Consider the following 23926-nt stretch of genomic DNA (forward strand, 5'->3'; position numbering starts at 1 on the left):
AAACTGATAAAACAATGAGGAGTGTGATGGTTGTCATCACACTCCTTTTTATTATTGCTCGTCAGCGGTCAGGGTTTCTGGCAAGACGAGATTTAAGATGATCGCGGTAATGCCACCGGCTGCCACACCTGAAGAGAAAATGCTTTTGATGAACTCTGGCATGAACTGCAAAATCTCTGGTTTTTGAGCGATGCCAAGGCCCATTGAAAATGACAAAGCCATGATTAAAATGGCGCGGCGGTCCAACTCTACGCGGGAAATAATACGAACCCCCGCAGCAGCAATGGTTCCGAACATAACAATGGTAGCCCCGCCAAGAACAGGCTCCGGAATCATTTGAACAAAGCTGGCGACACCTGGGAATAAACCAAGCAACACTAGCATGCCTGCAATGAAATAGCCTACATAGCGGCTAGCAACACCGGTGAGTAAAATCACGCCATTGTTTTGGCTAAACGTTGAATTAGGAAAGCTGTTAAAAGCAGCAGCAAGGGCTGAGTTTAGGCCGTCGGCCAGTACTCCGCCTTTAATTCGTTTCATATACTCCGGGCCTTTGACGGGTTGCTCTGATACTTCGGAGGTCGCCGTAATATCGCCAATGGCTTCAAGGGCGGTGATCAAAAAGATAAGCACCAAAGGAATGAATAAAGACCAGTCAAAACTCAGCCCAAACTGCATTGGAACTGGTAATGCCATGAATGCTGTGTCTGCTTGTGTGGGTGTGTCCACTATGCCTAGAACCCATGCTAGAAAGTAGCCTGCGGTCATGGCAATCACAATGGAGGCCACACGTATGTATGGGTTTGAAGCTCGGTTTAACATGACAATCAAGCCCAGTACCGTGCCTGCGAGTGCTAAATTATCTAAGCGTCCAAACGTACCATCATTGAGTGCTGCGTAGCCGCCACCCATTGAAACCAATCCTACTTGAATGAGCGTTAGACCAATTAAGGTCACCACAATGCCAGAAACCAGTGGGGTAATAATGCGCTGAGCGTATTGCAGTACGCGAGATAGCGCGATTTCAGCGGTTGATGCAACGAGAATTGTGCCAAAAATGGCGGCCATCATGGTGGCCACATCTGCTCCTCCGGCTTTGAGTGATAAGCCTGCACCAATAATTGGGCCCAAAAAGTTAAAACTGGTTCCTTGCACAGACAACAAACCTGAGCCAATTGGGCCAATGGTTCGAATTTGAATAAACGAAGAAATACCAGAAGCAAACAGAGACATGCTAATGATGGTATTGGTATCTGCAGCAGGCACTCCCAGCGCTTGGCAGATAATAAGAGAGGGCGTGATGACGGCAACAAACATCGCCAATAAATGCTGAGTGGCGGCAAAAAGTGTTTGTGGTAGCGGAGGGCGATCGTCTAAGCGGTACACGAGTTCAGATCGACGAGGGGTAACGCTAGTCTCATTTTTAGCGGTCATGACCAAATTTTCCTGTTGATGGGTACTACAACTTTGTTTTCGCTGAATGGGAAAACAAAGAGAAATAGGCTTCAATCTGTGATTGCTGTTAATCAGAACCTATTTCAGTCGTGGGGGTTACCAGTCTGCTTTGAAGCTGGTCTCAGATTCGCGATATTGTAGTTATTTTTCTGAAAATAGCAAACGTTTGCTATTCGTTGTGGAAGGGCTTTAGTTAATTGGTAGAAAAGAAGAAAACTCAGGCAAAATTTGCCTGAGAAAGGGAATGATCTAAGCGTTTGAGTATACGTCTCGCTCACCTAACCAGCGTTCAATAATTGCACGGGCATTTTGAGGGTAGTTATCGTGAATATGGCGTGCGATGCGTTGCACTTCAGGTATCAAGCGCTGGTCACGTACTAAATCAGCGATTTTAAATTCCGCCAATCCGGTTTGTTTGGTGCCAAGTAGCTCACCTGGACCGCGAATTTCTAAGTCTTTTTGGGCGATCACAAAGCCATCGTTACTTTCGCGAAGAACACCGAGTCGTTTCTGAGCCGTTTTAGAGAGCGGAGCGTGATAGAGTAAGACGCAGTGGCTGGCCACGGAGCCTCGGCCAACACGCCCTCTAAGCTGGTGGAGCTGAGCTAACCCTAATCGCTCTGGGTTTTCGATGATCATTAAGCTGGAGTTGGGGACATCTACACCCACTTCAATAACCGTTGTTGCCACCAGCAGGTGCAACTCTCCCGCTTTAAACTGTTGCATGATGGCTTGTTTTTCTGCGGATTTCATACGGCCATGGACTAGTCCGATTTTTAGCTCAGGCAATTGGAGCTTCAGTTCTTCTGCGGTGTCGGCGGCGGCTTGCGCTTCAAGGACCTCTGATTCGTCGATCAGTGTACATACCCAATACGCCTGGCGGCCTTCATTCAAGCAAGCAGAACGGACGCGATCAACAATGTCTTTTCGGCGAGTATCTGGAATGGCGATAGTTTGGATTGGTGTTCGGCCAGGAGGCAGCTCATCAATGACGGATGTTTCTAAGTCAGCGTATGCCGTCATGGCTAAGGTCCGTGGGATTGGGGTGGCGGTCATGATCAGTTGGTGAGGGTAAGCGCCTTGCTTAGCCCCTTTCTCACGTAACTCTAAGCGTTGATGAACACCAAAGCGGTGCTGCTCATCAATGATCACTAACGCTAAGTTATGGAAGTGGACATGCTCTTGGAATAGAGCGTGGGTGCCGACCACCATCTTTGCTTCACCACTGGCAATTTTAGCTAACTCTTTTTCTTTGGCTTTGCCTGTTAGCTTGCCTGCTAACCAACCAACCTGAATGTCCATGGGCTCAAGCCACTGGGCAAAGTTAATGGTGTGCTGCTCAGCCAGTAACTCAGTAGGGGCCATTAAAGCCACTTGATAACCATGTTCAATGGCTCTGACGGCGGCCATGGCAGCGACTAAGGTTTTACCTGAACCTACATCTCCTTGTACGAGTCGCATCATTGGGTGTGGTTTTGCTAAATCTGTTTCTATTTCTGCGACGACTCGGTTTTGAGCATTCGTGGGAGAAAAAGGCAGTTGTGCGAGCAGTTTGTCTTTTAAGCCACTCACCGCTTTGAGTGGAAAGGCATTGTCTTTTTGCCCTTTGCTGCGCACTGCTAACATGGATAAGTTTTGAGCCAATAATTCTTCAATGATCAAGCGTTGCTGAGCGGGGTGTTTTCCTTCATCAAATAAGGAAAGATCGATGGTCGGCTCTGGGCGATGAATGGTGTGTAACGCTTGGGGCAGGGTGGTCTGTTTGTTGTATAGACCATCTGGCAGCAGCTCAGTGACCGCCGCTTTATCCAGCAGAGCCAATGCCTGATCTGTGATGTTACGTAACGTGGTCTGGCGAAGCCCTTCGGTGGTGGGATACACCGGGGTTAGTGTTTGTTCGGTGTCTGCGGGTTGAGTTGGACTAAAGAACTGGTAATCAGGATGCACTATTTCTAGACCACCATACCCCCGCTTTATTTCACCATATGCATGCACTAAACGGCCTTCGCTGAAATTGTTTTTCATTCCGGCATTAAAGTTAAAAAAGCGCAAGGTAACGAAGCCTTTACCGTCGCTGATTTTTACCGTTAGCATTTTGCGTTTACCAAATAGAGTATCGCATGACATCACTTTTCCTTGCACGGCAGCAAACAGTCCGGCATGGAGCTTCACCATTGGCCATATCCGGGTGCGGTCTTCGTAGCGCAGCGGCAGATGAAAAAGGAGATCTTGTACTGTGCGGAGCCCAATCTTTTCCAGCTTTTCGGCAACTTTGGCACCAATGCCTGAAAGCGAAGTGAGAGGGACTGCAGAGAGAAGTTGTGATTGCATGCTCTATCCTTGTCAGGGTTACTCGTCTTGGGTTGCCTGCATTTCTGCCCACCATGCATCATTAGCCACGATTTGACCTTGATTATCCAGCTCTGGGAAAGGTAACCCTTTGCGCTTGGCGACTTTGGCTAATACAGGGTGGCCGCGTTCAAATAAAATGCGATTGACGACATCATCTGGCAGTGAAGTGGTGTCGTTATTGTACATGCCAGCCAGTTGGCGTTGGCGTTGAGCTTCATACAAAATTAATGCACTGGCTACAGAGACATTTAAAGACTGTACCATACCTACCATCGGGATGATGATGTCTTGATCGGCCATTGATAGCGCTTTGGGGCTGATGCCTGTTTTTTCACTGCCAAGAATGATGGCGGTAGGTTTGGTGTAATCGATTTCTCGAAAATCTACCGCAGTATCAGACAGGTTCGTTGCCAGTACTTGCATGCCCTGTGCTTTGAGATGGCCAATAGCACCGTCAATATTTTTATGGGTATCCACTTCAACCCAGTTGCGTGCGCCAGCTGAGGTATGACTGAGGGTTTGCATAGCTTTGGTTGGCCAAACCGCATGAATTTTATGAACACCCGTGGCATCGGCAGTGCGAATAATGGCAGAGACATTGTTGGGTTTGTGTACTTCTTCTAAGCACAAGGTGAGATCCGTCTGACGAGCGGTCAGTACAGAAATAATTCGCTGATAACGTTCGTAATTCATAATAGAAATATGTCGATAATGGTCAAAAAGAAAATGCGCTCAGGGTTAAGTGAGCGCATTTTTTAGAAGTGGTGGTCGATTAGTTGCGACGTCGGCTGACTTTGAGGATCTGTGGCATCACACGGATCCTACGCATGATTTCAGCCATATGGATGCGATCGCGAGTGGTCAGTTGAACCGTAACGGTATACAAACGGCCATCTTTTTCTTCGGTCGCTAAACCATGAATGTTTGAGCCTGTGCTAGCGATGACGCTTGTCAGATCAGCCAGGGCACCTTGGTGGTTTTTAATGTCCACTTGAAGTTCAGTTAAGAACTCTTGCTCAAATTCATCCGCCCATTCCACCGCCATGTATTTATCAGGTTCTTTCTGATAGCCACGAACATTGGCGCAATCATCCATGTGAACCACAAGGCCTCGGCCCGGACTAACATGAGCGATGATGTGATCGCCAGGAATAGGGTGACAACAATTTGCAAACGTTAGCAAGATCCCTTCGGCACCGCGGATCGGGAGTTTCTTACCTGGAGGCACATCAGAGCTTGCTTGTTCTGTTAATTCATCGGCATCACCTAATAAACGTCTTGCGATAACAATACTCATGAGTTCGCCAAGGCCTATGGAAGCCAGCAGCTCATCTTTATCTTCAAGACGTAAATCAGTTAGCACATGGTTGATGTTGTCTTCTGCAATGTCATCAATACTGTGCTCGCCTAATGCGTGGTTCAATAAACGGCGGCCAAGAATGATGGAATCTTCTCGGCGCATGGTTTTTAGAACTTGGCGAACACGGGTGCGGGCACGTGCTGTCACGACATAGTTTAGCCATGCTGCGTTTGGCCTTGCACCAGGTGCACTGATGATTTCAACCGTTTGGCCATTTTTGAGCGCTTTACTCAGTGGGTATGGTTGGCGATTAATACGTGCACCAACACATGTATTCCCCACATCGGAGTGAACCGCGTAAGCAAAGTCTACGGCGGTTGCACCCACTGGCAGCTCAATAATGCGGCCTTTTGGTGTGAAAACGTAAATCTCATCAGGGAAGAGATCAGATTTTACGTTCTCGATAAATTCAAAGGAGCTACCCGCGCTTTGTTGAAGTTCAAGTAGGCTTTGCATCCAGCGCTGTGCACGAATTTGTGCGGTAGTGCCAGAACGTTCACCGTTGTCTTTATAAGACCAGTGAGCAGCCACCCCTTTATCTGCCATTTGATCCATGTCGTCGGTACGAATTTGTACTTCAACAGGAACACCGTGTGGGCCAACCATTGAGGTATGTAATGACTGGTAACCATTGGCTTTAGGAACGGCAATATAATCTTTTACACGACCCGGGCGGGGTTTGTACAAGTTGTGAACCTGACCCATAACGCGATAACAAGTATCGAAATCTTTCACGATTACTCGAAATGCGTAAATATCCATGATGGTGTGGAAACGTTGTTCTTTGCCTTTCATCTTGTTGTAGATGGAAAACAAGTTTTTCTCGCGTCCAAGTACCTGAGCGTCGATGCCCGCTTCTTCAAGGCGACCTTCAATCTCCGAATGGATTTTTTGGATCATCTCTTTACGGTTACCACGAGCAGATTTCACCACTTCTTTTAAAACACGAGCACGGTTAGGGTAGAGGGCTTCAAAACCCAGCTCTTCCAGCTCTGTTTTAATATTATGAATACCTAAACGGTGCGCCAGTGGCGAGAAAATCTCGAGAGTTTCTTTCGCAATACGGCGACGTTTATCAGGGCGAAGAGCCCCAAGGGTACGCATATTATGAGTACGGTCGGCAAGCTTGATCAGAATCACTCGAATGTCATGCACCATGGCCATGATCATTTTGCGGAAGTTTTCCGCTTGAGCTTCTTTACGATCGCGGAACTTTAGCTTGTCCAGCTTGGAGACACCGTCAACTAATTCCGCTACAGTCGCGCCAAAACGCTGCTCTAGGTCTTCTTTAGTGACTTCGGTATCTTCAATAACATCATGAAGTAGGGCCGCCATTAACGTTTCATGATCCAAATGCATTTCAGCGAGGATACGTGCTACGGCAACGGGGTGGATAATATAGGGTTCACCACTGGAGCGAGTTTGTCCTTCGTGGGCATCCCTTGCGACCAGATAAGCCTGACGCAGAGCCTCAATGTGAGACTCTGCTAGGTACTGGTTTGCGACATCTTTAAGACTATCGAATAGATACAAACTTTGACCCGAATAGGTTTAGATTAACGGTTATGAGCAATAGAGCTAACTGCTGCTAATTCTGCAGCTTCTTGCTCTTGCTGTTCTTGACGCTCACGAGCATCTAGCACATCTTTAGTGATTAGACCTTCTTCGATCTCACGAAGAGCGATAACAGTTTGTTTATCATTCTCTTCTGGCACTAGTGCATCTTTACCACCAGTTTGGATTTGACGAGCGCGGCGAGCTGCAATTAAAACTAGGTCGAAGCGGTTGCCAATTTTCTCAACAGCGTCTTGAACGGTTACGCGTGCCATGAAGGACTCCAATAAAGTAAGTTAAATTATGACGTAAAATTGTACAGAATTGCGTTATCAATACCACTAAATTTATGGTTTTGCTATTACTTATTCTGCCAGTAGTGCAGCTAACATGCTGCTGTGTTTTGAAGATTGCTTATCTTGATTCAATCTTTCTGCACGGATAATGGCTTTAAAGTCCATTAGAGCGGCATCAAAATCATCATTCACAATAACGTAATCATACTCATTGTAGTGTGAGATTTCAGAGCGAGCTTCATCCATGCGTTTTGCAATTACCGCTTCGCTGTCTTGACCTCGAGTGTTCAAACGACGCTCAAGCTCTTCTTTTGAAGGCGGTAAAATAAATAAGCTTTTCGCTTGTGGCATTTGCTTGCGAATTTGGCGAGCACCTTGCCAATCAATGTCTAGGAATACATCGATACCTTTATTTAGGTTTTCTTCAATCCAGACTTGAGATGTTCCGTAATAGTTTCCGAATACCTCAGCATGCTCAAGAAAAACGTTTTGCTCCATGAGCTCTTCGAATTTCTCTTTGCTAATGAAGTGGTAATGAACACCATCTTCTTCGCCTGGGCGCATGCCACGAGTGGTATGCGAAACAGAAACCTTCATCGCGTAGGTTGGGTTCGTTTCCAGCAGAGCTGAAATTAAACTAGACTTACCTGCACCGCTTGGGGCAGAAACAATGTAAAGAGTACCTTTGCTCATTGCCGTTTCCGTTTAGGTAGAGACGTCATCATGGTTATTGATAGAAATAAATAACGTATTTGATGTGATGTCTTGGAAATTTAGGGAGGCGAAGATTAGCACGATCTTGCGCCAAATTAAATTAGCCACACCACATGGATTGATCTTTTTATCGCCAAATATGAGGATGAAAGGATCTTCATGGGTAAGACTGTCTGAATTATAGCTAAAAATCGCAGTGACCAAAGCCACTGCGATTGTATTGGGTTGAATGATCTCTATGGCTTGAGATTATTCGATATTTTGGATTTGCTCACGCATTTGTTCGATCAATACTTTTAGCTCGACACCAGAAGCGGTGATGTCAGTACTGATGGATTTTGAAGCTAGCGTGTTTGATTCACGATTGAATTCTTGCATCATGAAATCCAAACGACGACCCACAGCCCCACCTTTTTTCAAGATGTTAGTGGTTTCTTTTACGTGAGAATCTAAGCGATCCAGCTCTTCTGCCACATCCACTTTTTGCGCCAGTAAGATGAGCTCTTGCTCAACACGAGTTGCATCCAGCTCAATTTTGGCTTCTTCAAATTTCGTGGTTAAGCGCTCACGTTGCCATTCTAGGATTTCTGGCATACGGGCACGAACCTTAACCGCTTCATCAGTAATGGCAGATAGACGTTGCTCAATCAGAGCTTTCATGTTGTCGCCTTCACGAGCGCGAGCGGCGATGAAATCATCTACAGCTAAATCGAATTCGGTTAATAGCTCTTTATTGATGGCATCAAAGTCTTGCTCTGGTGCTTCCATTACACCTTGCCATTGCAGAACCTGGAATGGGTTGATGTTGCCTTCACCTGAGACTTCTTTTACCCAGCGTGCAGCATGGATCACTTGCTTTGCTAAGTCTTCGTTGATTTTTAGCTCGCCTTTTGCGTTTGGATTCGCTTCAAAACGCAGATGACATTCCACTTTACCGCGAGCAAGGCGCTTACGAAAACGCTCGCGCAGCACAGGCTCTAAGCCTCGAAATTGCTCTGGCATGCGAAAGTAAGTTTCTAGGTAACGTTGGTTTACTGAACGGATTTCCCATACAGCGGTACCCCAATCGCCTTTTACTTCGCGGCGGGCATAAGCGGTCATGCTATAAATCATTGGCAAGTGGTCCTTAAATTATGATTGGCGCAATTATACGCGCCGCGCCGACCGAAACCAATAGCACCAAGGCGACAGAGTCGATATAATCGCGTGTTAATGTCCAGATAAAGGTAGAATTTGATGCGTCCAAGCGGAAGAACAGCCAACCAAGTCCGTCCTATCACCATCACTCGCAACTTTACAGCCCATGCTGAAGGCTCTGTTTTAGTCGAGTTTGGTAACACCAAAGTGATTTGTACGGCGAGCGTAGAAGAAAATGTACCTCGCTGGTTAAAAGGAAAAGGTAAAGGTTGGGTAACCGCTGAGTATGGCATGCTACCTCGTGCGACTCATACCCGTAATCGTCGTGAAGCGGCCAGTGGTAAGCAAGGCGGTCGTACGATGGAAATTCAACGTCTAATTGCTCGTAGCTTACGTGCCGCGGTTGATTTAGAAGTACTGGGCGAGCAGATGATCACTGTGGATTGTGATGTCATTCAAGCTGATGGTGGTACGCGCACCGCTTCTATTACAGGTGCAAGTGTGGCGTTAGCCGATGCTATCAACCATTTATTGGCTAATGGCAAGTTGAAAAAGAACCCGATGCTAGGCCACATTGCGGCTGTTTCTGTGGGTATCTATGAAGGTAATGCAGTGTGCGACCTGGATTATCTTGAAGATTCTGCAGCAGAAACCGACATGAACGTTGTGATGACGGAAGATGGCAAAATGATTGAAGTACAGGGCACAGCAGAAGGTGCACCATTCAGTCATGAAGAGTTGTTGGATATGTTAGCACTGGCCAAACAAGGCATCAGTGATATTAACGTCATCCAGAAAGCGTCGCTGGAAAATTAATGATTTTAAACGGTTCCTATTGGAGCCGTTTTTTTTGGCTAAAAGTTAGCTTAGAGCATGGAGTACAGAAAGTTCGTAAGATTTTTTGTGCGATTATTTACTCAGTAAGACAAAAAGAGGAAAACACATGAAAGCGTATCAACGTCAGTTCATTGAATTCGCCCTAGAGAAAGGCGTGCTGAAATTTGGTGAGTTTACTTTGAAGTCTGGACGTAAGAGCCCTTATTTTTTTAACGCAGGCCTATTTAATACTGGCCGTGATTTGGCTCGCTTAGGTCGCTTTTATGCAGAAGCATTAGTGGATGCTGGTATTGATTACGATGTGCTATTTGGCCCCGCATACAAAGGGATCCCTATTGCCACAACAACGGCGGTTGCGTTAGCGGATCACCATGATGTTGACACGCCATATTGTTTTAATCGCAAAGAAGCGAAAACACACGGTGAAGGTGGTAGTTTGGTGGGTAGCCCACTAGAAGGGCGTATTATGTTGGTGGATGATGTGATCACTGCTGGTACGGCGATTCGTGAATCCATGGAAATCATTAAAGCGTGTGGTGCTGATTTGGCTGGTGTACTGGTGGCGATTGACCGTCAGGAGAAAGGCAAAGCGGAGCTGTCAGCGATTCAAGAAGTTGAGCGTGATTTTGGGTGCTCTGTGGTTTCTATCGTAAGCCTTACTGATGTGGTGACGTATCTTGAAGAGCAAGGCGATCAGCAGCAACACCTTGAAGCGGTAAAAGCGTATCGTGCTGAGTTCGGCATTTAATCACTGACGTTGTGGTTCAATATTCGGTAATAAAAAAGCGGCTGAGTAGCCGCTTTTTTGTTGGATATTGTTAGTAGAGAGCATTTCTTTCTATGCCGTGAGGGCGAGATTTAAATCGCTTATGAAGCCACATGTATTGCCCCATGCCTCGTAGAATGACTTTTTCGATGGCTTTGTTCATGTAAGCTGCCGCTGCTTCTGGCTGCTTTCTCGGAAAGTTTTCATGGATCGCATCATCAATTAATAGTTCATAGTTACCTTGTTCATCTCGGTAACCAGAAGCGGTTACGATGGCGCAGCGACTTAAATCCACTAGAAAGCTGGTGCCTGTGGTGGTACAGGCTTCTTCAACCGCAAAGAATGGAACAAACACAGAGTTATGGTGGCCGTAATCATGATCGGGTAGGTACCATAAACGCTTGCCTTGTTTTAGCACTCGTAGCATGCCTTTCATGTCTCGGCGATCAAGTAGAGTATTGCCACCACGTGTTCGTCCCCAGTATTGAATAAAGTCATAGGCCGGGTTGCTGTGTGGACGGTACACGCCTGCTCCAGGGGCAAATAGGCTAAAAGCACGGGCTGTGAGCTCTAGGTTTAAAGTATGGACACAAACCACTAGCACGCCTTTTTTATTGCGTTCAAACTCCAGCACTTCCTCAGTATTTGTTAAGGTAAAATGCTTTTGGATACGCCAATCTGGCCAAAACCATGCCATGCCCGTTTCAAAAATGGCAAGGCCCGCATTTTTAAAGTTTTCGATAACAAGCGCTTCTACCTCTTCTGCGGGCATCTCAGGGAAGCTCAGCTCTAAGTTTCGCCTTGCAATATGAGCTCTGCTTGGGGCTAATTTAAGGGCAAGCATCCCTAATCCACGGCCAAGGCGAAGCTGTGCTTTATAAGACAGCACGGTATTAAGGAAAAACAGTAGGCCAAACCCGGCCCATACAGGCCAATATTTAGGGTGCAGCAGCTGCTTAGAAAAGGTTGGAATTTGATTTTTTTTCATAGATATCGGTATTAATTGATCTGAGCGTTTAACAGTGCCCAGTACTCATCAAAGTTGTCTGTTGGTTTGTATTTAAAATCAGAACGTACAAAGCGGCAGAAACTGCCTTCAATTTGCCCCAGTAGCTGAGAAGCTAAGATGCGTTCATCCACAGGAAAGGATTTTCCTTCACGTAATTTACGTTCACGCAGCACCTGTCGAAATTGTGTTTCAATCTTTTCAAATAATTGATTAATGCGATCACGCAGACGCTCGTTTTCAAACATCAGTGCGTGACCTGTCATGATGCGTGTTAAGCCAGGATTACGCTCTGCAAATACCAATAATAGTTGGAGCACCATTTTTATGCGATTTAAGGTGTCTTTTTCATCGTCTAAAATTCGGTTTATACGAGACATTAATGAGTCTTCAATAAACTCAATTAAGCCTTCAAACATACGCGCTTTGCTTGGGAAGTGACGGTACAGTGCGGCTTCAGAAACACCGACCTGTTTGGCCAATTTAGCTGTGGTAATGCGTGATGCTCCTTCATTTGATTCAAGCATCATTGCCAGTGCTTGTAGGATTTCTTCACGGCGGTTAGGTTTTCTAGTGCCAGACATGAATTGCGGTTCCTTCTAATAACAACGGCTGCACGTACAGCAAAACGTGAGCATTCTAGCGACAAGCTGTAGGCGTGAAAACCTCTGCTTGGTATTTATGAGGGCTAATAATCATTGCTGAAAGATTCTGAGAGCTTGCTATCACATATTATGAAACAAGCTCGTGACATTATGGGGGCACTTATTTTGCGTTATAGAGTGCGATAATTTCATTCATTAACTGACTGCCTAATGACTCTTTGGACGTCAGAGGCAGCTTTTTATCACCATTTGGCCAGAATAGGTGTAGGGCGTTGGAGTCGGAGTTAAACCCTTGTCCTTGCTCTGATACGTCATTGGCGCAGATGAGATCCAAGTTTTTGCGCTCTAGCTTACCGCGCGCGTATTGTTCGACCTCTTGTGTTTCAGCGGCAAAACCTACTGTAAACGGGCGCTGCTCTGTCATTCCGGCTACGGAGGCGACGATATCAGGGTTTTTCACCATTTTGATTATCATTTCATCCGAGCCCGGGATCTTTTTCATTTTTTGATCTGCGATGGTGGCTGGTTTAAAGTCGGCAACGGCAGCACAGGCTACGAAGATATGGTGTTGTGGTGCGTGTGCCATTACAGCTTGATGCATTTGTTCTGCACTGTCGACATTGATTCGCTGAACTCCTTCCGGTGTGGCTAAATTAACAGGGCCGCTAACTAAAGTTACTTTAGCCCCTTGCTGAGCTGCGGCTTTGGCAATGGCGTAACCCATTTTCCCTGAACTGTGATTAGTGATGTAGCGAACAGGATCTAAAGCTTCTCTGGTTGGCCCTGCGGTTAAAAGCAGAGAAACACCTTGTAAAGACTTTGGCGCAAAGAACTGTTCACAGTGTGATACCAGCTCCATCGGCTCTAACATGCGGCCCGGGCCTACATCGCCACACGCTTGCTCACCCGAAGCCGGGCCCCAAATCATCAGATTACGTCGTTCTAGTGTTGCGAGATTGTCTTGTGTTGCCACATTACGAAACATTTGTTGGTTCATGGCTGGAGCCACAGCAACTGGTGCGTCTGTAGCAAGAATCAGTGTAGTCAGTAAATCATTGCCCATTCCCGCCGCCATGCGAGCGATGAGATCGGCGGTTGCTGGGGCTAATAAAATAAGATCTGCCCATTTGGCCAGTTCAATGTGGCCCATTGATGCTTCAGCGGCCGGGTCTAACAAGCTGTCAGAGACGGGCCGACCCGATACGGCTTGCATGGTTAAAGGGGTAATAAACTCTTTGGCTGCGTTGGTCATGACAACCTGTACTTGTGCACCACGCTCAATTAACCGACGCGTTAAATCTGCACATTTGTAAGCAGCGATACCGCCACCAATCCCTAATAAAATTTTTTTTCCTGCGAGTGTCTGCATCTGTATCCGCCTCCAAAGTTTGCGCTACACGATAGCATAAAACGGTATTTTACAAACCTGAGTCGCATCAATTGAGTGGGAGCTCTGCCTCAAGATAAGGTGTAAAAAGTGTGTGCAACGTATTGTTATGAGAAACCATTCGCAGGCTTTTTTATTGGTGTTGTTCTGTGCTCTTAAAGGCGTTGTGATAGGAGAACACAAGAATTTAGGGCCTGCGATGACTGTAAAAAATCTACCATTAGAATCTCGACCACGTGAAAAGCTGTTAATGAAAGGGGCGCAAGCATTGTCTGATGCTGAACTATTGGCCATCTTCTTGCGAACGGGTATTAAAGGAATGAATGCTATTGAACTTGCTGATTATTTGGTCGAGGAATTTGGCTCGTTACGGGGGCTGCTTGGGGCGAGTAAAAGTCAATTCTGTCGCCATAAAGGGTTAGGGGAAGCAAAATACGCGCAATTGCAGGCGGTGGTGGAAATGACACAACGGTATTTGGCTGAGGTGATACAAAAAGAAGATGCATTAACCAGCCCTGAGCACACCAAACGTTATCTAACTTCTGTGCTGCGAGATAGGCGACGAGAGGCGTTTTATGTGCTGTATTTGGATAATCAAAACAGAGTGATGAGTGATGAAGTGTTATTTGAAGGCACGATTGATGCTGCCAGTGTGTACCCTCGGGAAGTGGTGCGACGCTCACTGGAAGTGAATGCAGCCGCTCTAATTTTAGCTCACAACCACCCGTCTGGGGTTGCCGAACCAAGCCAAGCGGACAGAAGTATTACACGGCGAATTTCAGACGCCCTTGCCTTGGTCGATATTCGAGTTTTAGACCATTTTATCATCGGTGATGGTGAGATAGTTTCCTTCGCAGAACGAGGCTGGATTTGATTTCGACGAAAAAAAGATCAAAAAATCCATGAAAAAGGATTGCTTCGGGCTTGAGGAATGGGGTTCTACTTAGTATAATGCGCGACCTTTGATAGCCTTGAAATGGGATTTTTAAGAGAAAAATTTCCATTGTGGTGTAGTGCCACCAAGGTGATATCGAGCTGAAACGATTTGGAGAAGACAGCAATGTCCCGAGTATGCCAAGTAACTGGTAAGCGTCCTGCAGTTGGTAACAACCGCTCACACGCAAAAAATGCCACCAAGCGTCGTTTTCTGCCGAACCTACAAACTCATCGTTTCTGGGTAGAAAGCGAAAAGCGTTTCGTTAAACTTCGTCTTACCGCTAAAGGTATGCGTATTATTGATAAGAAAGGCATCGATGCTGTTCTTGTTGATATCCGCGCCCGTGGCGAGAACGTTTAAGAGGATTTAGAGAATGGCTAAAGGCATTCGTGAGAAGATCAAATTAGTATCATCTGCTGGTACTGGTCACTTCTACACTACCGACAAAAACAAACGTAACATGCCAGGCAAAATGGAGATCAAAAAATATGATCCAGTTGTTCGCCAGCACGTTATGTACAAAGAAGCTAAAATCAAGTAATTGGTTCATTGTTTCTTAAAAAACCCAGCCTGTGCTGGGTTTTTTTATACCTGTAATTTAATACGAAGATAAGTTTTCGCTTAAACTTTCAAGCCTTGCTACCATAGAGATAGATGTATTGCTATTGGTTTAAAGAAGGATTTGATGAAGTTATCTCGTAAAGGATGGAATAACACACTGATTATTTCGATTATCGTTTTTATTGGTGTTATTCAATTACCTCAGGTGATCAGGCAGCATCTCTCTTCTGAGCCTGATTTCGCTTTATTATATCTTCTGCCAGAATCCACGCCATTGAATCAAATTCACTTTGCTGACTTTAGCTTAGATAAAAGTAGCGGCGTTTGGATTTCAGATCAGCCATTATATGTCGACGCTGATGAACTTTTATTGCGTTGGACTTCATTAATGGGAACCCCTGTGGACTTAGACACAATGGCTTTGTTAAAACCTCAGCTCCCTCTTCCCAATACGGTTGAAGCTTGGTTCGATGATGTTGAGGAGCCTGCCCGTTTGACAATTTACCAAATGCCTCAGTTTTGGCTAATGCAAAATTGGCAAGGGGAGTGGCTTGCTGTGTCAGTGGATAAAGATTATCTTTTTCCCCTTAAGTCTTAGTTATCGATAAGAGCCATGCCAGAATTACCGGAAGTTGAAGTAAGTCGAATGGGGATCACCCCTCATTTAGTTGGACAAACGATTAAAGCGATTCATGTTCGTCAGCCTAAGCTACGTTGGCCTATTCCTGAAGAGTTACAACGGTTGGTTGGTCAGAAGATCACCGGAGTTTCTCGCCGGGCAAAGTACTTGTTGATTGAAACGGAAAGCGGGTCTGCGATTGTTCATTTAGGAATGTCAGGTAGCTTGCGGGTATTACCGATGCGTGAGTCTCCAGATAAGCATGATCACGTTGACCTTGAGCTGGTTAGTGGTACTACCCTTCGTTACAACGACCCTCGTCGCTTTGGGGCATGGTTATGGTGTGAAGCTGGGCAATCCCATGATGTGCTGAGTAAGCTTGGCCCTGAGCCATTGAGCGATGATTTTAATCTTGAGTACTTTGCTGAGCGAGCGAAAGGAAAGCGCGTCGTGGTGAAGCAATTTATTATGGATAATCACGTTGTTGTTGGTGTGGGCAACATTTATGCGAACGAATCTTTATTTAGTGCCAAAATCCACCCAAAAACACCTGCGGGCAAGCTTTCAAAAACGCAATTGAGTGTACTTTTAGATGAAATAAAAAAAGTATTAACGATAGCCATTAAGCAAGGTGGCACAACCCTTAAAGATTTTACTCAAGCAGATGGTAAGCCGGGCTATTTTGCCCAAGAGCTTAAAGTGTATGGTAAAAAAAATCAGCCATGCCCTGAGTGCGGCTCACTTTTGGAAGAAGAAAAAATAGGCCAACGGGCAACGGTCTTTTGTGCTCATTGTCAGTTTTTACCTGATTAATATTGAATATTAGAGATAGGAAGGCTGCATGGTGTGCAGCCTTTTTTGATTATTTTGCTATTGGCCAAGATGGGTAATGGATAAGGTTTCTAATGCCATTCATGATCATAGAACGTATTTTCCGCACTATTTTCATTACAGCTACAACATAGTTTTTTCGTCCCGTTCGATGGCGGTCCCCAATTACAGACTCCAGTTCACCACCGTAAAGGAGAGCAGGTTGTACTGCAAAAATAGGCTGGTGGTGAATCCAAGTGTTACGGATAAATACATCGACAGGATAGTTAAAGCTTTGACTGTGTTTAATGAAGGTTTTGGCAACTTGCGGAGAGATGGCGTAACAGGTAGCGCATTGTGGAACTTTCAAATACTTTATAAGAGAAAAGTGATCAGATTTGTTAACTGTATAGTATTTGTTGTTAGTTTCAGTGCTCTCCATTCTAATGAAACCATGTTTTTTTATAAGCTCTGAGCAGTAGTCAATTGAAGAATGAAATCCATCTTCTATCGAAAGATCATCTTCAAAAACTAATATGGGTTCATTTAATTCTACGCATTTCTGCCATGCTAAATAGTGGCTGGCGTAACAGCCAATTTCTCCTAGAGCGGCTGGTCTTCCACAATTAAATTGAAACTCTTTATCGTTGTAACGTTTAAGAAGAGGGTGTTCTCCTTTTCTTCCATCAACGCCGTATAAAAACTCAAAGTCGACGCTTGCGCTGTGTAATATGTCTGTGGTGAGCTGTTGGCGCTCATCGCAGCCTTTTAGGGTTAATACAAATGCTTTCATGTTTTTTCCTGTTAAACACTCTATATAGCAAGCAAAAATAGAAGTGTTTAAAATGTACTGGCCACTCTGTTGTTATTAGGTTGTAGCGGCATCAGTATGAGTTCCTTTATGGGCTAGGTATGTTTTTTCTGAAGCTCTGTGGCAACAAGAGGATGGACAAATTTACTGACGTCACCGTTGTGCAGAGCTACTTCTTTAACGATTGTCGAGGAGATAAATGAGTTTTCTTCTGCTGGGGTTAAGAACACACTTTCAAGCTCTGGCATTAAACGACGATTCATGTTTGCTAGCTGGAATTCGTACTCAAAATCCGAGACTGCGCGTAAACCACGGACAAGAATGTTAGCATTGTATTGTTTGGCAAAATCGACCAGAAGACCTGAGAAACCGACAATGTCGACATTATCAAGGTGCTTGGTCACTTCTTTCACTAAACGCACTCGGTGCTCTAAGTCGAACATGGGCTTTTTGCTTGGGCTGGCGGCGATACCAACGATAACCTGATCAAACATTTTGGCTGCACGCTCGATAAGATCACTATGCCCATTGGTAATGGGATCAAAAGTACCAGGGTAAATTACCCGGGTGTGTGTTGATTTTGACACAGCGCGGCCTCGGTTACTCTCTCGATGTTTTTATGTTATCAAAATTTACTTTGAAACACCTTTATCAATAAAGGGAAATTGTGATGCGGAGCTAGCGAATTGGCGTGGATCCAGTATTATGAGGGTGTTTTCGACCCAGAAAGGTATGATTAATGAAAAAAATATTGGTGATCCGTAATGATAAGATTGGCGACTTTATGCTGGCTTGGCCAAGCTTTGCCATGTTAAAAGCCTCGATCCCTGATTGCCATATTACTGCTCTTGTTCCCAGTTATACTGCGGCATTAGCTAAGCTTTGCCCTTGGATTGATGAAGTCATGCTTGATCCGACGAAAAAAGGCAATAAAGCAGCACAAGATCAGCTTGTGCAGGATATTAAGCAGCAATATTTTGATGCCTCCATCAACCTTTTTTCGACGACCTACAATGCAAAACTGGTGTGGAAAGCTGGGATCCCATATCGTTTGGCACCAGCAACTAAGCTTGCCCAAGTGTTATATAACCGACGAGTGAAACAGCGTCGCTCTCGGTCAGAAAAGCCAGAGTATCAGTATAATTTGGATTTGATACGTGCCTTCTTAATTGAGCAAAAAATTGAGGTTGTTGAACCAAAAACGCCTTACTTGGTCTTCAATTTTGAACAGAAAGTAGAGCAAAAACAAAAGTTGTCAGAAGCTTTAGGTTTATCGTTATCCAAACCTTGGGTTTTTGTTCACGCTGGAAGTGGTGGATCTGCCAATAACTTATCATTAGATCAATATTCAGATTTGATTGGCTCCATTGATCAGGATTTCGAATGTGTCTTAACGGCTGGCCCCGGCGAAGAAGAGCAGGCGAAGCAACTACATCAGCTAATAGTACAAAAAGGCAAAACTGCGGTTGTGTATGATAAAAATGAAGGGTTAGCTGATTTTGCGTGCTCTATTGCCTGCGCAGATGCATTCATGGCGGGGTCTACAGGGCCATTGCACATTGCAGCAGCCGCAGATGTGCCTACGGTTGGTTTTTTTCCGAATAAACGTTCGTCTACACCGCTTCGTTGGTTACCAATAAACTCGGAAGGCAGGCACATTGCGTTTTGCCCGCCAGCTGGTAAAGAAAGTGAAGTGGACATGAGCCTTATCGACATTGATAAGGCGGCAGAAACGATTAATCCTTGGCTGGCTCAGTGCTGGTCTTGATCCATAAATCAGCGTATTTCACAAAAGTAGAGTGAGCAGAAAGCAGAGACAGTAAAAAGCCTTGTTTGCCATCTAAGAAGCCTGCTTTGATAATGTACATTTTAATGAAGCAGGCTAACGCATGTACAATGCCTTGGCTGATACTGCTTTTTTTACCGCGTTTTTCTCTTTGCTCAGCCCATGCTTTTGCGTATCCGGCTGATTTAACTAGGTAATGATGCAAATCATTGTAGGTATAGTGAATAGCATCCCCTTGCAGTGGTTTGACGGCAATCTCTTTCGATAATTCGACCTTCTCATGCACAAGGGCATCATCATACTGAGTGAGTTTAGTCGGGTACAGGCGTACCACCCGATCTGGATACCAACCACAATGACGAATGTAACGACCAAACACCCAACTTAGCCGAGAAATGGTGTAGGCAGTATTTTCTTGCGGTGCTAATAATGTGTTTTCAATACTCTGTTTTAGCTCTGGAGTCACTCGCTCATCGGCATCTAGCCATAAAACAAAGTCTGATTCGACATAGCTTTGTGCTAAGCGGCGCTGAGGACCAAACCCAGGCCACTCTTCATTGACAAAAAACTTGTTGGTGTACTGGCGAGCCACTTGCTCCGTTTCATCATGACTTCCCGAGTCTAAAATAACGATTTCATCGACCCAGTCTTTTACGGTCTCTAAACAAGCTTTTAGGTTTTTGGCTTCGTTTTTTACGATTAACGCCACAGCAAGAGTTGGTTTAGGGGTTGGCATAATATTGTCCGAAATTAGGTTAGTTGATTCGACTAAGCTGATTGAGCACTTGTTCTAATTGAATGTCTTTCATTACGTGCTCTCCTTTTACTCTTGTACTCCAAGGAAGTTCGCTCAGTGGTTTGTTATGTTGTTCTTGAACATGTTGCTCATACACGCTGACAACACGATCTAAGCTTAAATATGGTCCTGTACGTTTAGGGTTACTATGACCATATAAACCGATGACAGGTGTACCTTGGGTTGTTGCTAAGTGTGCTGGCCCAGAATCTGGGGCGACGACCACTTGAGCGTGGTGAAGTAAGGCTGTCAGTTGCTTTAGGGTTGTTTTTCCAATCAAGTTAACGGCTTTATTTTTCATTAACTTAGTGATTTCTTGCCCTAGCTTGATTTCTCTTTCTGCGGGAGAGCCACATAAAAGTACGTTATAGCCTTGCTCGATAGCGGCGTCAGCTAACTGCGCATAGCGTGATGTTAACCAGTTACGCTCATCTTTACTTGCAGCGGGTGAGATAACTAAGGTTTTTTGCCCGTGCGGGATGTATTCATAGGCAAAGTTTAATTCTGATTGAGAGAGAGGAATGTGCCATTGCGGTGGCGTTTTTTGTACACCTAAATACTCAATAAATGAGAAAAAGCTGTCCAGTACATGATGCGATTGAGTGTCTGGAATTTTTTTGTTTGTAAACAGCCATTGCCCTTCTTTGGCGCGTTTTCGGTTAAAACCTATTTTGTAGTCGGCTTTGATGCCTAAAGTTAATAGGCTTGCTCTAAGTGCTAGTTGCATGTGTAAAAGGGCATCAAAACGTCGACCTTTTAATTGTGCCCAAACGGCTTTCATGCCACTGAAGCCTGCTTTTTTATCAAAAGTGATCAGCTCAATATTGGGCAGGTCTTGTAGTAGCTGCGCTTCCACTTTACCTGCAATCCAAGTGATTTTTGTGGTTGGCCACTGTTTTTGAATGGCTTGTACGGCAGCAATGGCATGGCAAACGTCACCAATGGCAGAGAGGCGTAAAATACAAAGAGAGTGTGGTGCAGTAGAAAATAAAGCCATGGCATGCCGTTGTCATTAATGGAAAAACAACATGGATTATGCAGTTGAGGGGTATGAATGTAAAATGCTCTCTTAGTGTAGAGAGCACCTTAGATATTTATTGTGAGTACTCATGAAAACAATCAAGAATAAGAATGAGCGTATCTGGTATAACAAAGCGTTACTGAAAGAGCCAGCGGAATGCTGTTTTGAACCTGAGTATTGGCAGAAGAGCGGTAAGGTGATTGGTTCTGCGACAGGCCGAGGAACGACTTGGTTCGTAAAAACTCAAGTATTGGAAGCGGCGTTGAGACATTATCGTCGTGGTGGGCTATTTGGCCGTTTGGTGGATGATCACTATCTTTTTTTGGGTTGGAAGAAAACGAGAAGCTATCAAGAGTTTGAGTTATTACAGGAACTGAGCGTATCTGGGGTCAATGTCCCTCGTCCTATTGCGGCTAAAGCAGTGAAAAAGGCCATGAGCTACCAAGCAGATCTGCTTTCTGAAAAAGTCGCTAATGCTAAGGATTTAGTTGCGATTTTACAGCAACAGAGTTTACCCACATCGGTATATAACGCGATCGGCCAGCAGATACGAAAAATGCATGATTTACAGGTATGCCACACCGATCTGAACAGTCATAATATCTTACTGGATGATAAGGAAACTGTTTGGCTGATAGATTTTGATAAGTGCGGTAAACAGAGTGGTGATAGTTGGAAAAAAGAGAATCTAGCTCGCTTAAAACGTTCTTTTGTTAAAGAAGTAGGTAAGCGGCAGATTCAGTGGCAAGAACAAGATTGGCAAGCTCTGATGGCTGGTTATAACAATCAGAGCTAGCGTTTTTCAATATGCTGCGACTTCATTAAAGAATGAACGTTAACGTATTGGCTATTGCCCCTTTGTTTTGTTCCACCACAGCAAGAGCTGATTTACCTTGTTGCTTTATTTGATCCGGATTTTCAAATAATTCATGCAGTTGGCCGGTAAGCTCATCGCTGTTTTGGCAAACGGATGTTGCGTTAACATCGAGCAGCTGTTTGGTGATATCAGCAAAATTGAAGTAGCTTGGACCAGTAATGGTGGGTTTACCTAATGCGGCCGGTTCCAGTAAATTATGTCCCCCGACTTTATTGCCAATTAAGCTACCACCCATAAAACAGATGTCAGCAGCTTGGATTAAAATCAGCATTTCTCCCATGGTATCACCGAGGTAAACTTGCGTATTTGATTGAATCGCCATGTTGCTTGTTCGAGTGATAACGCGAAAGCCTTCATTCTGACAAAGTGCTGCCATAGGTTTAAACCTCTCCGGGTGGCGAGGCACTAAAATTAAAAGAGCATCAGGAGACGTTTTTAGGAGTTTTTGATGCGCTTGCAGTATTTGCTCATCTTCCCCTTGGTGGGTACTGGCAGCTATCCAAATCGGCCGCTCAGATCCCAGCTGTTGTCTTAATTCCTCCCCTTTTTCTTTGATGCCAGTGTTCACTTCGATATCAAATTTTACAGAGCCGGTGACATGCACTTTGCCTTTTGACATACCTAAACGAATGAATCGTTCTGCGTCATCTTCATGTTGGCAAAGCACTTGATTTAGGTTGTCTGATAATAGATGAAAAATGCTCTTGAGTTTGGCATAGCGCTGACATGATCTCTCAGACAATCTAGCATTCATCACGGTAATTGGAATATTTGCTTTTGCTACTGTATTTAGGGTGTTTGGCCAAAGTTCAGTTTCCATGATTAGCATTTGAGCTGGGTTAGTGGCTTTAAGAAAGCCTTTAACAGAAAAACCAAAGTCGAGGGGCATGTAGCGATGTTCGACCAAGTCACCGAGTTTGTTTACTTGCTCTGCGCCTGTACTGGTTGTGGTTGTTACTAGAATTTGTTGCTCGGGTGCTTGTTGTTTTATGGCCCTGATGATCGGAATCGCTGCGATGACTTCACCGACGGACACTGCATGAATCCATAGAGGTTGTGTCTCACTTGGAGGTAAGGTTGGTGTGATGCCAAAATGTTCTTTCCACCGAGAACCAAAGGCTGGTTTACCTTCTTTTTTCTTATAGAGACCATAGAGAAAAAAAGGGGCAATGAGAGTAAGTAAACACGAATACAGGGCTCGATAGAACATAAATTAATAGGGAAGTTAAAAGTGATATGAGCAGTATCTTGGATTGGGGGAGGAAGGGCAAGTGTGTGCAACTACCTATATATGTGAATTAGGTAGCTGCTCATACTTTTTATATCAGGTTAGGTATTTATCTAATCCATTAGTACAGGATAAAACCCTATTTTCTTCTTTATTTTTTTTGAGTGTAGCTCTCTCTTTATCACCGTCGTCAACAGCTCTACTTGGGTGATACATATGATATAAAGCTGCTCTACCTATGTAACCATCGGATTTTATCCCAAGCATATTAAGCCTAATAACTAAGTCAGTATCTTCACCACCCCAACCTAGGTAGTCTTCATCAAAGCCATTTACTTTAAGAAGAGCTTCACGACTTATAGCCATGTTGGCCCCATAAGGTCCTATTCTTTTTATTTTTTTTGTTAGAGGAAGAATTAAGCTTGGAAAGCGAAAAATTTGCTCTGGTTTAGATAGTTGCTTAAATAGAGAAAGGAAAAGAAGTTTAAATGTATTATATAAATATGAAATTTCTTTACTGCCATTCTTCAAGTCATCGGTAAGTTTTTTATTTAGCATGACTCTTGGCCCAGCAGTTATCTTACTCGGATGAGCTAGTACACGATGGTCATGAATAAAGTACGGGTTAGGGATACAATCTCCATCAGAAAAAATAATACGATCAGCTTGGCTTGTTGCAATGGCTTTATTTAAAATAATGCTTTTTCTAAAACCATCATCTTCTTGCCACACGTGACGGATATCGAGTCCTAAATTAGAGAACTTTTCTACAAGTTTTCTTATTTCAGGCCCTGAACCATCATCAGCAATACAGATAGAAAAGTCACTATCATTTTGATTCATATATCCCTGTAAGACTACATTTAGTACATCACTGTCATTGTATGCACCAAGGATTACTTCTAATTTCATTGGTTATTCTTGATTATTAGGTTGTCAGTAATAAGGTGTGAGCTATAGTTAGGCTACACAAATGAAGCTAAGTATATGAGTCTCCATTGTTACTATCTC

At 44.5% G+C, this 23926-nt stretch carries 25 protein-coding genes; 9 read left to right on the top strand and 16 right to left on the bottom strand.

All coding sequences use genetic code 11. The features are described 5' to 3' along the window. Positions 1-51 precede the first annotated feature (51 nt). The 7 genes from MHO82_RS07980 to MHO82_RS08010 form a co-directional block, all read right to left on the bottom strand. On the bottom strand, positions 52-1434 hold the full coding sequence (locus MHO82_RS07980) for a uracil-xanthine permease family protein (protein WP_239183345.1): 1383 nt from the start codon (positions 1432-1434) through the stop codon (positions 52-54). Positions 1435-1704: 270 nt separating this feature from the next. Then, positions 1705-3786 (bottom strand): ATP-dependent DNA helicase RecG, encoded by a 2082-nt coding sequence (recG, locus tag MHO82_RS07985; RefSeq protein WP_239183346.1) that lies wholly within the window; start codon positions 3784-3786, stop codon positions 1705-1707. Positions 3787-3804: 18 nt separating this feature from the next. Further along, positions 3805-4500 (bottom strand): tRNA (guanosine(18)-2'-O)-methyltransferase TrmH, encoded by a 696-nt coding sequence (trmH, locus tag MHO82_RS07990; protein ID WP_239183347.1) that lies wholly within the window; start codon positions 4498-4500, stop codon positions 3805-3807. Positions 4501-4579: 79 nt separating this feature from the next. Further along, positions 4580-6700: a bifunctional GTP diphosphokinase/guanosine-3',5'-bis pyrophosphate 3'-pyrophosphohydrolase gene (spoT, locus tag MHO82_RS07995; protein WP_239183348.1), complete on the bottom strand. Its 2121-nt coding sequence runs from the start codon at positions 6698-6700 to the stop codon at positions 4580-4582. A 23-nt stretch (positions 6701-6723) separates the two neighbouring features. Beyond that, positions 6724-6996 (bottom strand): DNA-directed RNA polymerase subunit omega, encoded by a 273-nt coding sequence (gene rpoZ / locus MHO82_RS08000; RefSeq protein WP_239183349.1) that lies wholly within the window; start codon positions 6994-6996, stop codon positions 6724-6726. Between the two features lie 90 nt (positions 6997-7086). Then, complete coding sequence (gene gmk / locus MHO82_RS08005) at positions 7087-7710, bottom strand: guanylate kinase (RefSeq protein WP_239183350.1); 624 nt, start codon at positions 7708-7710, stop codon at positions 7087-7089. A gap of 270 nt (positions 7711-7980) precedes the next feature. Then, the gene (locus MHO82_RS08010) at positions 7981-8844 is read right to left on the bottom strand and encodes a YicC/YloC family endoribonuclease (RefSeq protein ID WP_239183351.1); all 864 of its coding nucleotides are present in this window, start codon (positions 8842-8844) and stop codon (positions 7981-7983) included. Between the two features lie 123 nt (positions 8845-8967). Here MHO82_RS08010 and rph point away from each other — a divergent pair, with 123 nt between their 5' ends. Next, on the top strand, positions 8968-9684 hold the full coding sequence (gene rph / locus MHO82_RS08015; RefSeq protein WP_239183352.1) for a ribonuclease PH: 717 nt from the start codon (positions 8968-8970) through the stop codon (positions 9682-9684). 127 nt (positions 9685-9811) lie between these two features. Next, positions 9812-10453 carry an orotate phosphoribosyltransferase gene (pyrE, locus tag MHO82_RS08020; RefSeq protein ID WP_239183353.1) on the top strand — a complete coding sequence of 214 codons (642 nt, stop codon included), beginning with the start codon at positions 9812-9814 and terminating at the stop codon, positions 10451-10453. A 70-nt stretch (positions 10454-10523) separates the two neighbouring features. Here the strand turns inward: pyrE and lpxL are convergent, their stop codons facing one another. The 3 genes from lpxL to coaBC form a co-directional block, all read right to left on the bottom strand. Next, positions 10524-11459 carry an LpxL/LpxP family Kdo(2)-lipid IV(A) lauroyl/palmitoleoyl acyltransferase gene (gene lpxL, locus MHO82_RS08025; protein WP_239183354.1) on the bottom strand — a complete coding sequence of 312 codons (936 nt, stop codon included), beginning with the start codon at positions 11457-11459 and terminating at the stop codon, positions 10524-10526. 11 nt (positions 11460-11470) lie between these two features. Beyond that, positions 11471-12061, bottom strand: a complete 591-nt coding sequence (slmA, locus tag MHO82_RS08030; protein ID WP_239183355.1) for a nucleoid occlusion factor SlmA — start codon at positions 12059-12061, stop codon at positions 11471-11473. Between the two features lie 181 nt (positions 12062-12242). After that, complete coding sequence (coaBC, locus tag MHO82_RS08035; RefSeq protein WP_239183356.1) at positions 12243-13451, bottom strand: bifunctional phosphopantothenoylcysteine decarboxylase/phosphopantothenate--cysteine ligase CoaBC; 1209 nt, start codon at positions 13449-13451, stop codon at positions 12243-12245. Between the two features lie 217 nt (positions 13452-13668). Between coaBC and radC the strand changes: the two genes are divergently transcribed. The 5 genes from radC to mutM all read left to right on the top strand — a co-directional run bounded on the left by radC (position 13669) and on the right by mutM (position 16399). Further along, positions 13669-14343: a DNA repair protein RadC gene (gene radC / locus MHO82_RS08040; RefSeq protein WP_239183357.1), complete on the top strand. Its 675-nt coding sequence runs from the start codon at positions 13669-13671 to the stop codon at positions 14341-14343. 186 nt (positions 14344-14529) lie between these two features. Then, the gene (rpmB, locus tag MHO82_RS08045) at positions 14530-14766 is read left to right on the top strand and encodes a 50S ribosomal protein L28 (RefSeq protein ID WP_239183358.1); all 237 of its coding nucleotides are present in this window, start codon (positions 14530-14532) and stop codon (positions 14764-14766) included. Positions 14767-14779: 13 nt separating this feature from the next. Then, positions 14780-14947 (top strand): 50S ribosomal protein L33, encoded by a 168-nt coding sequence (gene rpmG / locus MHO82_RS08050; protein ID WP_237467707.1) that lies wholly within the window; start codon positions 14780-14782, stop codon positions 14945-14947. Positions 14948-15091: 144 nt separating this feature from the next. Then, positions 15092-15565 (top strand): hypothetical protein, encoded by a 474-nt coding sequence (locus MHO82_RS08055; protein ID WP_239183359.1) that lies wholly within the window; start codon positions 15092-15094, stop codon positions 15563-15565. Between the two features lie 15 nt (positions 15566-15580). Next, complete coding sequence (gene mutM, locus MHO82_RS08060; protein WP_239183360.1) at positions 15581-16399, top strand: bifunctional DNA-formamidopyrimidine glycosylase/DNA-(apurinic or apyrimidinic site) lyase; 819 nt, start codon at positions 15581-15583, stop codon at positions 16397-16399. Positions 16400-16448: 49 nt separating this feature from the next. Here mutM and MHO82_RS08065 read toward each other — a convergent pair whose 3' ends face one another. Together MHO82_RS08065 and coaD are read right to left on the bottom strand one after the other, a co-directional pair. Continuing rightward, on the bottom strand, positions 16449-17189 hold the full coding sequence (locus MHO82_RS08065) for a glycosyltransferase family 25 protein (RefSeq protein ID WP_239183361.1): 741 nt from the start codon (positions 17187-17189) through the stop codon (positions 16449-16451). A gap of 113 nt (positions 17190-17302) precedes the next feature. Then, positions 17303-17794 (bottom strand): pantetheine-phosphate adenylyltransferase, encoded by a 492-nt coding sequence (coaD, locus tag MHO82_RS08070; RefSeq protein WP_239183362.1) that lies wholly within the window; start codon positions 17792-17794, stop codon positions 17303-17305. A gap of 152 nt (positions 17795-17946) precedes the next feature. Between coaD and MHO82_RS08075 the strand changes: the two genes are divergently transcribed. Continuing rightward, on the top strand, positions 17947-18975 hold the full coding sequence (locus MHO82_RS08075) for a glycosyltransferase family 9 protein (protein ID WP_239183363.1): 1029 nt from the start codon (positions 17947-17949) through the stop codon (positions 18973-18975). On the opposite strand, the gene MHO82_RS08080 is transcribed toward MHO82_RS08075, so the two are convergent. Both MHO82_RS08080 and MHO82_RS08085 read right to left on the bottom strand, forming a co-directional pair. Then, the gene (locus MHO82_RS08080; RefSeq protein ID WP_239183364.1) at positions 18944-19729 is read right to left on the bottom strand and encodes a glycosyltransferase family 2 protein; all 786 of its coding nucleotides are present in this window, start codon (positions 19727-19729) and stop codon (positions 18944-18946) included. The two genes, MHO82_RS08075 and MHO82_RS08080, sit on opposite strands and share 32 nt — an antisense overlap. 19 nt (positions 19730-19748) lie before the next feature. Continuing rightward, on the bottom strand, positions 19749-20786 hold the full coding sequence (locus MHO82_RS08085) for a glycosyltransferase family 9 protein (protein ID WP_239183365.1): 1038 nt from the start codon (positions 20784-20786) through the stop codon (positions 19749-19751). 112 nt (positions 20787-20898) lie between these two features. Here MHO82_RS08085 and MHO82_RS08090 point away from each other — a divergent pair, with 112 nt between their 5' ends. Next, positions 20899-21606: a 3-deoxy-D-manno-octulosonic acid kinase gene (locus tag MHO82_RS08090; protein WP_239183366.1), complete on the top strand. Its 708-nt coding sequence runs from the start codon at positions 20899-20901 to the stop codon at positions 21604-21606. Between the two features lie 25 nt (positions 21607-21631). Here the strand turns inward: MHO82_RS08090 and waaA are convergent, their stop codons facing one another. Together waaA and MHO82_RS08100 are read right to left on the bottom strand one after the other, a co-directional pair. After that, entirely contained in the window at positions 21632-22897 is a 1266-nt protein-coding gene (gene waaA, locus MHO82_RS08095) for a lipid IV(A) 3-deoxy-D-manno-octulosonic acid transferase (protein WP_239183367.1), read from the bottom strand. Positions 22898-23011: 114 nt separating this feature from the next. Further along, entirely contained in the window at positions 23012-23827 is an 816-nt protein-coding gene (locus tag MHO82_RS08100; RefSeq protein WP_239183368.1) for a galactosyltransferase-related protein, read from the bottom strand. Positions 23828-23926 lie beyond the last annotated feature (99 nt).

Source organism: Vibrio sp. Of7-15, from assembly GCF_022347565.1.
Classification (GTDB): domain Bacteria; phylum Pseudomonadota; class Gammaproteobacteria; order Enterobacterales; family Vibrionaceae; genus NORP241.

Coding starts and splice junctions, on each gene's coding strand:
- MHO82_RS07980 (WP_239183345.1), bottom strand. CDS start 1,434: ATGACCGCTAAAAATGAGACTAGCGTTACCCCTCGTCGATCTGAACTC.
- recG (WP_239183346.1), bottom strand. CDS start 3,786: ATGCAATCACAACTTCTCTCTGCAGTCCCTCTCACTTCGCTTTCAGGC.
- trmH (WP_239183347.1), bottom strand. CDS start 4,500: ATGAATTACGAACGTTATCAGCGAATTATTTCTGTACTGACCGCTCGT.
- rpoZ (WP_239183349.1), bottom strand. CDS start 6,996: ATGGCACGCGTAACCGTTCAAGACGCTGTTGAGAAAATTGGCAACCGC.
- gmk (WP_239183350.1), bottom strand. CDS start 7,710: ATGAGCAAAGGTACTCTTTACATTGTTTCTGCCCCAAGCGGTGCAGGT.
- MHO82_RS08010 (WP_239183351.1), bottom strand. CDS start 8,844: ATGATTTATAGCATGACCGCTTATGCCCGCCGCGAAGTAAAAGGCGAT.
- rph (WP_239183352.1), top strand. CDS start 8,968: ATGCGTCCAAGCGGAAGAACAGCCAACCAAGTCCGTCCTATCACCATC.
- pyrE (WP_239183353.1), top strand. CDS start 9,812: ATGAAAGCGTATCAACGTCAGTTCATTGAATTCGCCCTAGAGAAAGGC.
- lpxL (WP_239183354.1), bottom strand. CDS start 11,459: ATGAAAAAAAATCAAATTCCAACCTTTTCTAAGCAGCTGCTGCACCCT.
- slmA (WP_239183355.1), bottom strand. CDS start 12,061: ATGTCTGGCACTAGAAAACCTAACCGCCGTGAAGAAATCCTACAAGCA.
- coaBC (WP_239183356.1), bottom strand. CDS start 13,451: ATGCAGACACTCGCAGGAAAAAAAATTTTATTAGGGATTGGTGGCGGT.
- radC (WP_239183357.1), top strand. CDS start 13,669: ATGACTGTAAAAAATCTACCATTAGAATCTCGACCACGTGAAAAGCTG.
- rpmB (WP_239183358.1), top strand. CDS start 14,530: ATGTCCCGAGTATGCCAAGTAACTGGTAAGCGTCCTGCAGTTGGTAAC.
- rpmG (WP_237467707.1), top strand. CDS start 14,780: ATGGCTAAAGGCATTCGTGAGAAGATCAAATTAGTATCATCTGCTGGT.
- MHO82_RS08055 (WP_239183359.1), top strand. CDS start 15,092: ATGAAGTTATCTCGTAAAGGATGGAATAACACACTGATTATTTCGATT.
- mutM (WP_239183360.1), top strand. CDS start 15,581: ATGCCAGAATTACCGGAAGTTGAAGTAAGTCGAATGGGGATCACCCCT.
- MHO82_RS08065 (WP_239183361.1), bottom strand. CDS start 17,189: ATGAAAGCATTTGTATTAACCCTAAAAGGCTGCGATGAGCGCCAACAG.
- MHO82_RS08075 (WP_239183363.1), top strand. CDS start 17,947: ATGAAAAAAATATTGGTGATCCGTAATGATAAGATTGGCGACTTTATG.
- MHO82_RS08080 (WP_239183364.1), bottom strand. CDS start 19,729: ATGCCAACCCCTAAACCAACTCTTGCTGTGGCGTTAATCGTAAAAAAC.
- MHO82_RS08085 (WP_239183365.1), bottom strand. CDS start 20,786: ATGGCTTTATTTTCTACTGCACCACACTCTCTTTGTATTTTACGCCTC.
- MHO82_RS08090 (WP_239183366.1), top strand. CDS start 20,899: ATGAAAACAATCAAGAATAAGAATGAGCGTATCTGGTATAACAAAGCG.
- waaA (WP_239183367.1), bottom strand. CDS start 22,897: ATGTTCTATCGAGCCCTGTATTCGTGTTTACTTACTCTCATTGCCCCT.
- MHO82_RS08100 (WP_239183368.1), bottom strand. CDS start 23,827: ATGAAATTAGAAGTAATCCTTGGTGCATACAATGACAGTGATGTACTA.